This window comes from Brachyspira sp. (assembly GCF_050873525.1).
Classification (GTDB): Bacteria; Spirochaetota; Brachyspiria; order Brachyspirales; family Brachyspiraceae; genus Brachyspira.
Window position 1 is genome coordinate 1 of the sequence record NZ_JBNMIZ010000112.1, and the last position, 8197, is coordinate 8197.

The 8197-nt window shown below is 31.9% G+C and carries 8 protein-coding genes; 7 read left to right on the forward strand and 1 reads right to left on the reverse strand.

Going from position 1 to position 8197, the window contains the following annotated elements:
• Window positions 1-98 precede the first annotated feature (98 nt).
• The 7 genes from ACR0QS_RS08305 to ACR0QS_RS08335 all read left to right on the forward strand — a co-directional run bounded on the left by ACR0QS_RS08305 (window position 99) and on the right by ACR0QS_RS08335 (window position 6883).
• On the forward strand, window positions 99-1094 hold the full coding sequence (locus ACR0QS_RS08305; RefSeq protein WP_432632977.1) for a DctP family TRAP transporter solute-binding subunit: 996 nt from the start codon (window positions 99-101) through the stop codon (window positions 1092-1094).
• 24 nt (window positions 1095-1118) lie between these two features.
• A complete protein-coding gene (locus ACR0QS_RS08310; protein WP_432632978.1) occupies window positions 1119-1589 on the forward strand; it encodes a TRAP transporter small permease in 471 nt (156 codons plus the stop codon).
• 2 nt (window positions 1590-1591) lie between these two features.
• Window positions 1592-2866, forward strand: coding sequence for a TRAP transporter large permease (locus ACR0QS_RS08315; RefSeq protein ID WP_432632979.1), 1275 nt, complete (start codon window positions 1592-1594; stop codon window positions 2864-2866).
• A gap of 34 nt (window positions 2867-2900) precedes the next feature.
• Window positions 2901-3863: a Bug family tripartite tricarboxylate transporter substrate binding protein gene (locus ACR0QS_RS08320; RefSeq protein WP_432632980.1), complete on the forward strand. Its 963-nt coding sequence runs from the start codon at window positions 2901-2903 to the stop codon at window positions 3861-3863.
• A gap of 73 nt (window positions 3864-3936) precedes the next feature.
• The gene (locus tag ACR0QS_RS08325; protein ID WP_432632981.1) at window positions 3937-4383 is read left to right on the forward strand and encodes a tripartite tricarboxylate transporter TctB family protein; all 447 of its coding nucleotides are present in this window, start codon (window positions 3937-3939) and stop codon (window positions 4381-4383) included.
• A 50-nt stretch (window positions 4384-4433) separates the two neighbouring features.
• Window positions 4434-5924: a tripartite tricarboxylate transporter permease gene (locus ACR0QS_RS08330; RefSeq protein WP_432632982.1), complete on the forward strand. Its 1491-nt coding sequence runs from the start codon at window positions 4434-4436 to the stop codon at window positions 5922-5924.
• Window positions 5925-5971: 47 nt separating this feature from the next.
• Window positions 5972-6883, forward strand: a complete 912-nt coding sequence (locus ACR0QS_RS08335) for a dihydrodipicolinate synthase family protein (RefSeq protein WP_432632983.1) — start codon at window positions 5972-5974, stop codon at window positions 6881-6883.
• A 21-nt stretch (window positions 6884-6904) separates the two neighbouring features.
• Here ACR0QS_RS08335 and mtaB read toward each other — a convergent pair whose 3' ends face one another.
• A complete protein-coding gene (gene mtaB / locus ACR0QS_RS08340) occupies window positions 6905-8176 on the reverse strand; it encodes a tRNA (N(6)-L-threonylcarbamoyladenosine(37)-C(2))-methylthiotransferase MtaB (RefSeq protein WP_432632984.1) in 1272 nt (423 codons plus the stop codon).
• Window positions 8177-8197 lie beyond the last annotated feature (21 nt).

Here is an 8197-nt window from a genome sequence, read left to right on the forward strand (position 1 = left end):
AAATTAAATAAAAAAAAAAAAAATGATAAAAAATTTGACAAATCGAAAAAAATGTATATACTTAATACTATAAAACAACTTAACTAAAGGAGTGTCTCATGAGACTAAATAATCAAAAATGGTTTGTGGCAAGCGCGTTTATGGTTCTTCTATTATTCGGCTGCAGTAAAAATAGCGGCGATAATAGCATAACTATAAAATGGGGAGAAACTTTGGCGGAATCTCATCCTTCGGCTCAAATGGCTATCAGAGCGGGAAAAGAGATAACGGAAAGAACGGAAGGAAGAGTAAAAGTCGAAGTTTATACGGGCGGACAATTAGGAGCTTCTAAAGAAATGGTGGAAGCTATGCAAATCAACGCTCAAGAAATGGTAACGGAAGGCGTAGCGCAATTTCAAATGCTGCCTTCGTTAGAGATTTTGGAAGCGCCTTATATTTGGAAAAGCCCCGAAACTTTCGACAAAGTGGTTAATAGCGACATTATGGAAGAGTTTAATCAAAAACTTATCGAAAGCGGAAATATCCGAATATTAGGAACTACTTATTACGGTTATAGACATTTAACTACTACAGACAAAGCGGTTTATTCTTTAAGAGATGTTCAAAATCTAAAAATCCGCGTCCCTGAAGTTCAAATGTATATAGCTATGGCGGAAGCTTGGGGTTCAAAACCAACTCCAATGAATTTTAACGAATTATATTTGGCGTTAAAACAAAATGTGGTTAATGGACAGGAAAATCCTTTGCCTACGATTAATTCTGGTAAATTCTATGAAGTGCAAAAATATTTAATTCTAACGGGACATATAATAACCGCGAGAATAGTTACGATTAACGAAACCGTATGGCAAAAAATTTCCGAACAAGACAGACAAATTATGCTCGAAGTTATTAAGAAAAATATAGATACTCATAATAACGAAATCAAATCGCTTGAAAATTCTTTAATAGGGGAATTTGAAAAAGCGGGCGTTACGGTAATAACTCCGAATGTTGAAGAATTTAGAAATGTCGTTTTAAATTCCGTTCCTGCAAAATTAGAAAGCAGATGGGGAAAAGGCTTATTTGAAAGAATATTGCAAGCTCAAGAATAAACGATTAAATTTTGGAGTAGAACCATGAAAATATTAGAAAAGATAATAGATACTATTTGCGTCATTATGATGTTCACATTATTTATCGTTATTCTTTTACAAATACTTTTTAGATATTTCTTCAATATGCCGTTAAAATGGACAGAAGAATTAGCGAGATATGTTTTTGTATGGGTTTCGATGATGGGATGGACATACGGCAGCAGATACGACACGCATATTCAAGTAAATATATTTAGTAATTTATTTCCTGAAAAAATAAAAAGTTTCGTATTTTTATTTATTCAATTATTAAGTATTATTTTCTCTTTAGCGTTAGGATATTATTCCATAGGTTTAGTGAAACAAGGTTATGTATTTAAAGCTACGACATTGCCAATCAATTTTTCGTTAGTATATTCAATAATACCGATTGTATGCTTGATATTGATTATATATGCCGTAATGAAAATATATAACTTTATAAAAAATCAAGGAAAAGTTGGAGGCAATTAATTATGACTATGTATATTTTATTAATACTGTGGCTTATATTAATATTTATCGGCTGTCCTTTATATTTGTCGCTGGGCGCGGTATCGTTATTATATGCCGTTTTAAGCGGTTCAAATTTGGTAATAATTCCGCAAAAAATATCTATGGCGGCTAATTCTTTTCCGCTTCTTGCGGCTCCGTTTTTTATTTTAATGGGAAATATAATGAATTTCTCGGGAGTCACAAATAGAATATTTAAATTTGCGGATGTTTTAGTCGGATGGATGCGGGGCGGACTCGGACATGCTAATATAATTGCAAGCGTAATATTTGCAGGAATGAGCGGCGCAGCAGTTGCAGATGCGGGCGGTTTGGGAACAATCGAGATAGAAGCTATGCGAAAAGCGGGATATGACGATGATTTTTCATGCGCAATTACCGCGGCTTCTTCAACTATAGGACCTATAATTCCGCCTTCTCTTCCAATGATTATTTACGGAGCGCAGTCTGAAACTTCCATAGGAAAACTTTTTATTGCGGGAGTTATTCCGGGAATTTTGATGGCTGTGGCTTTAGGAATAATGGTTGAAGCGAAGGCAAGAAAAAATAATTATCCTTATCAAAAATGGCAGGGTTTTAAAGTTTTATTTAAGGCTTTTATAGAGGCTTTTTGGGCTTTAATGGCTCCAGTAATATTATTGTTAGGGATAATGCTTGGAATATTCACTCCAACGGAAGCCGCCACCGTTTCGGCGTTTTACGCTTTGATTTTAGGTTTATTCGTTTATAAAGAATTTAAATTAAAAGAATTGCCTAAATTAATGCTAATGGCTGTAAGCACAAACGGAGTCGTATTGGCGTTGGTAATGACGGCTATGGCTTTCGGTTATTCTTTAACTATAGCTCAAATTCCTCAAATGGCGGGCAGTTCGTTATTAGCTTTAACATCCAACCCTTATATAATATTATTTTTGATAAATATTTTCTTGATTTTTATAGGTTTATTTATGGAAGCGACAGCGGCAATGTTAATATTAATTCCAATATTTATGCCCGTTATTAATCAAATGGGTATAGACCCCGTTCAATTTGGGATAATAATGGTTTTAAATTTAATGATAGGAACGATAACTCCGCCAGTTGGAGTCGTTTTATCGGTAACGGGAAATATAGCTAATGTTTCATTTGATAGAGTAGCAAAAGCTACAGCTCCGTTTTTAATACCTTTAATTATAGTATTATTACTGGTTACTTATGTTCCATATATTACTTTATTTTTACCAAATTTATTTAATTAGTTAAAAAATTAAAATTTTTCAAGGAGAATAAAAAATGAAGAGATTATTAATTTTATTTTTTGCTTTGACATGCATTTTCTACATTTTATCATGCGGGCAAGAAGCTCAAGAATTTCCAAGTAAAAATGTAACGGTTATTATTCCAAACGCTCCGGGCGGAGGAACCGACAGAAGCGTTAGAGGAATATTGGAAGTAGCTAAAAAATATACTAAAGCTAATTTTATAGCCGAAAACAGACCTGGCGCGGCAACGGCAATAGGAACGGCAGCGATAGCAAATGCAAACGCTGACGGTTATACAATCGGAGCTATTACAGTTGAATCCGTTATATTACCGCATGTTGGACAAATGCCCGTAGATTATACGGCTTTCAAACCTTTAGCTTTCACTATAGGAGAGCCAAGCGTTTTAACAATTAAATCGGACGATAACAGATTTTCAAATTTAAAAGAGTTCATAGAATACGCGAAAGCTAATCCCGGAAAATTGAAGGTTGGAACGAGCGGAGTAAATTCTATTTGGTATATAGGAGCTTTGCTTTTAAAAGAAAGTTTAGGAATTGATTTTACAATAATTCCTTATGAATCTGGAAGTTCCGATACGGTTGCCGCATTGGTAGGAGGACATATAGACGCCACTACCGTTGGACCGGGAAATGTAAAGAATCAAGTTGACGCCAATGTATTAAAAAGTTTGGCTATACTAACGGAAGAGCGTTCTCCGTTATTTCCTGAACTACCTACCATAGTGGAAGAAGCGAATATAGAGCCTTTTACGATAAGAGCATGGGCTTTAATGGTTTGTCCCGCTAAAGTATCGGACGAAGTATATGATTATTGGAACGATGTATTTACCAAAGCTTCGCAAGACGAAGAGTTTAAAAACTTTTTGAATATGCAAGGTTTGATAATGCCCGTAGGTATGGAAAATGCATCGGAAGTTTTGAAATCCGATAACGAATTGTATAAAAGAGTTATCGAATCGATTCAACAATAATTTAATTAATATTCCTCCCATATAAGATAAATTTTAGATTATATGGGAGAATATAAAATAAAAGGATATTATTTTGAAAAAGCTAACAATATTTTTAGGAACGATTTTTTTATTAATTTCAATTTTAGGAATATATCTTTCGTTAAAGTTGCCTAATTTTAATAATACGGTAATGTTTTCTATGAAGCCTTCTTTTTATCCATTAATAATTTTTTCATTATTATTTTTATCTTGCGCATCTTTAATAATAAAAAATTTACTTTCAAATATGAGCGAAGATAATAAGCTATATTTAATTAATAAAGATATGTTGGTAATATTCGGGCTTTATTTTTTGTATATATTAATGCTGCCGTTTTTACAGTTTATAATTTCGACTATAATATTTTTTATGCTATCTACTTTTTATTTAATGAAAAATAGAAATAAATATAATTCTATAATTTTATCAATAGTAAATATAGTATGCACAGCGGCGCTTTATTTTCTATTCGTTAAGTTATTTAATGTGCCTTTATAAAATAGATTTAGTTTATTTGAAATAAGATAAGAAACAGGAGAAAACAACAAATGGAAATATTGAATTCTTTATCAAATGTTATTCAGCCTTTGCCATTATTCGCAATATTTATTGGAACTTTGGTTGGGATTATTATAGGAGCTTTACCGGGCTTGAGTTCAACTATGGGAGTGGCTTTGCTATTTCCAATATCTTTTAAAATATCGGGAATATCGGGAGTATTAATGCTTTTGGGTATTTATATCGGTTCGGTTTACGGAGGTTCTATATCCGCGATACTATTAAATACTCCGGGAACGCCCGCATCTGCTTGCACTTCGCTTGAAGGCTATCCTATGACTAAAAGAGGAGAAGGCGGAAAGGCTTTATTTATATCCACTTTTGCGTCTTTTACTGGCGGTATTATAAGTTGCATTATGCTGATTTGGGCGTCTCCGTTTTTGGCAAAATTCGCATTAAAGTTTGGAGCGCCAGAATATTTTACATTAGGGCTTTTCGGTTTAAGCATTATATCGGGAGTTTCTGGTAAATCTTTACTGCTCGGTTTTATTTCATGCCTATTAGGTTTGATTATATCTATTATAGGTTTAGACCCTTTTACGGGATATTTGCGTTTTACTTTCGGTTCGATGTATTTAGCGGGAGGAATATCATTTATTCCCGTTTTAATAGGAGTATTGGCTTGCGCTCCGATATTTGTAGCTCTGCAAGAAAATGACAGTCCAAATGTGGTAAGTAACGCTAAAATAAAAGATATATTGCCTAAAAGAAACGAGATAAAAAAGATTACAATTCCTATGGTTCGTTCTGGAATTTTAGGAACTATAATAGGAGCAATACCTGGAGCTGGAGGAGATATAGCCGCATTCGTATCCTATAATGAAACAAAAAGATTTTCCAAGACTCCCGAGAAATTTGGAACGGGATGCATAGAAGGAGTAGCCGCTCCCGAAGCTGGAAATAACGCCGTTACGGGAGGAGCTATGATTCCTTTACTATCTTTAGGAATACCCGGCGATTCGGTTACCGCTATTTTAATAGGAGCTTTTATGAGCAAGGGATTGCAACCCGGTCCTTTATTGTTTAAAGATAATTTGCATCAAGTATATATAATTTTTATAGGCTTATTTATTGCTAATATATTTATGCTTATATTAGGATTATTAGGAATAAGATTTTCCGTGCAAGTTACAAAAGTTCCAAGATATATATTGACGCCGCTTATATTGGTATTATGCGTTTTAGGTTCGTTTGCAATTAATAACAATATTATAGATTTGGTAGTTTTGCTTGTAAGTTCCATAATAGGATATTTTATGATAAAAGCAAAATTTCCAATGTCTCCAATGATTTTAGGAATAATATTAGGTCCAATGGTTGAAAATAATTTAAGAAGGTCGCTGATTATGTCGGATGGAGACGCTCTTATATTTTTCTCAAGACCGATAAGTTTGACATTAATACTGTTATCTATAATTACGGTTATTTTACCTATTGCGATTGATAAAATAAAAAAGAATAAAAATAAAGATAATAAATAAATTAAATAAAAAAATAAAAAACAAAAAATAATTTAGAGAGGATTTTTATGAATGCTAAAATATATCCAACAATGATAACTCCTTTTAATAAGGATAGAAGCATAGATTATAACGGAGTCGCAGAAGTTATAGAATGGTATATTGATAACGGATGCGATGGATTATTTGCAATATGTCAATCGAGCGAGATGTTTTATATGTCGCTTTCCGAAAGAGTGGAATTGTCTAAATTTATAGTCGATAAGGCTAATAATAGGTTGGAGGTGGTAGCTTCGGGACATATAAGTTCTTCATTGGACGCTCAAATAGAAGAAATGAAAGCTATAGCCAAAACGAATGTCAAGGCGATAGTTTTTGTAAGCAATCGTTTTGCCGATTCCTACGATAATGACGATATATGGCTAAATAACATGAAGAGAGTCGTAGATAATATAGATTCAAATGTGGAATTTGGAATTTACGAATGTCCTTATCCTTATAAAAGGGTTTTAAGCGATAGAATAATAGAAGAATTAGTAAAAAACGGAAGATTTACATTTATTAAGGATACATGCTGCGATTTGGAAATAATAAAAAGAAGAGCGAGCATTTGTAAAGGAAGCAATCTTAAATTATATAATGCCAACGCGAGTTCGTTATTATATTCTTTGCAGCTTGGTTATTACGGTTATAGCGGAGTCATGGCTAATTTCTATCCAGATTTATATGTTAAGTTATTGAATTTGGATTTTAATTCAAAAGAAGCGAAAAGAATAGAAAACTTTTTATTAATTACTTCGTATATAGAAAAACAAAATTATCCTAAAAATGCAAAATATTATATGAATAATATAGAAGACATAAAGATAAATTCTTATACAAGAACATTGAGCAATCCTTTAAATGATTTGGAAAAACTTGAAATAAAGAGTTTAAAAGATTTAAAAAACGATTTGATTTCTATATTAGAATACGCTTAATAATTTTTAATTTAAAATTAATTATTCCCCAATAATAATCCCATCTTCAAATCCAACCGCTTTAACCTTAACAATATCTTTCTTATTTATATTTTTATCGCTTTTAAATTTTACTTTCATGTATTCTCCGCTCGTTCCAATATAATAATTATTTTCCAAAACTTTTTCAACGATTATATTTAATTCCCTATTTATCGCGTTTTTATAATAATCTTCTTTCATTTTATTATTTAAAGCGTTTAACAATTTCGCTCTTTTTAATTTTGTTCTATATCCGACTTGATTCTCCATTTTTGCCGAAGGAGTATTTTCTCTGTTTGAATATCGAAATATATGCATCTTTATAAATTTCGATTTTTCGCATAAATCGTAAGTTTCGTTAAAATCGTTATTATCTTCGTTTGGAAAGCCAACCATAACATCGGCGCTTATAGCCATATTTGAATTTGCTTTATATAATTTTTCTACTATATTCAAATAATTTTCACTCGTATATCTTCTATTCATTAATTTCAAAATTTTATTGCTCCCCGATTGTAATGGAATATGCGCGTGCGGACAAAGGACATCGGAATTTTTGAATAAACTTATAAGCTCATCGTCAAAATAAATCGGTTCTACAGAAGAAAGCCTTATTCTTATTCCAAGTTTTGAAGAATGCTCGATTATATTTTTTATTATTTGATTAAATTTTATTTCGTTATTATAATTGTAAGAACCCAAATTTAATCCCGTTAAAACAATTTCTTTATAACCGTATTCGTAAGCTATTTTTAACGCGTCATAAATTTTTTTCGGCTCAACGCTTTTATGTTTTCCTCGCACTCTCGCCACAATGCAGTAAGAACAAAAAACTTCGCAACCATCCTGAATTTTTAAATAAGCTCTGCTCTGCTCTTGCGGAAAGAATATCGGATTTTTAAATTCGTTATTATAATTTTTTGCCAAAGCGTTAAATATTATTTGAGACGCTTCTTCTTTTTTATCGTTTGGTATTATCGTTATATTTTCTTTATCAAATAAATTTTCTTCGTTTTCTTTTTTAGAATTTTCTTTTTTTGAAACATAGCATCCGATTAAGAAAATTTTTTTTTGAGAAATATTTTCAAGTTTGCTTAAATAATTAATTAATTTTTTATCGCTTTCGTTTGTGACAGTGCAAGTATTTATCGCTATCGCTTCCGCATTATTTAATTCGGTAATATTCGCCCCCATATTTTTAAGCTCATAAGAAATTTTTTCGCTTTCGTATTGATTGAGTCGGCATCCAAAAGTATGTATATGTATATTCATTTTTATCTTTAATTTTTTTAA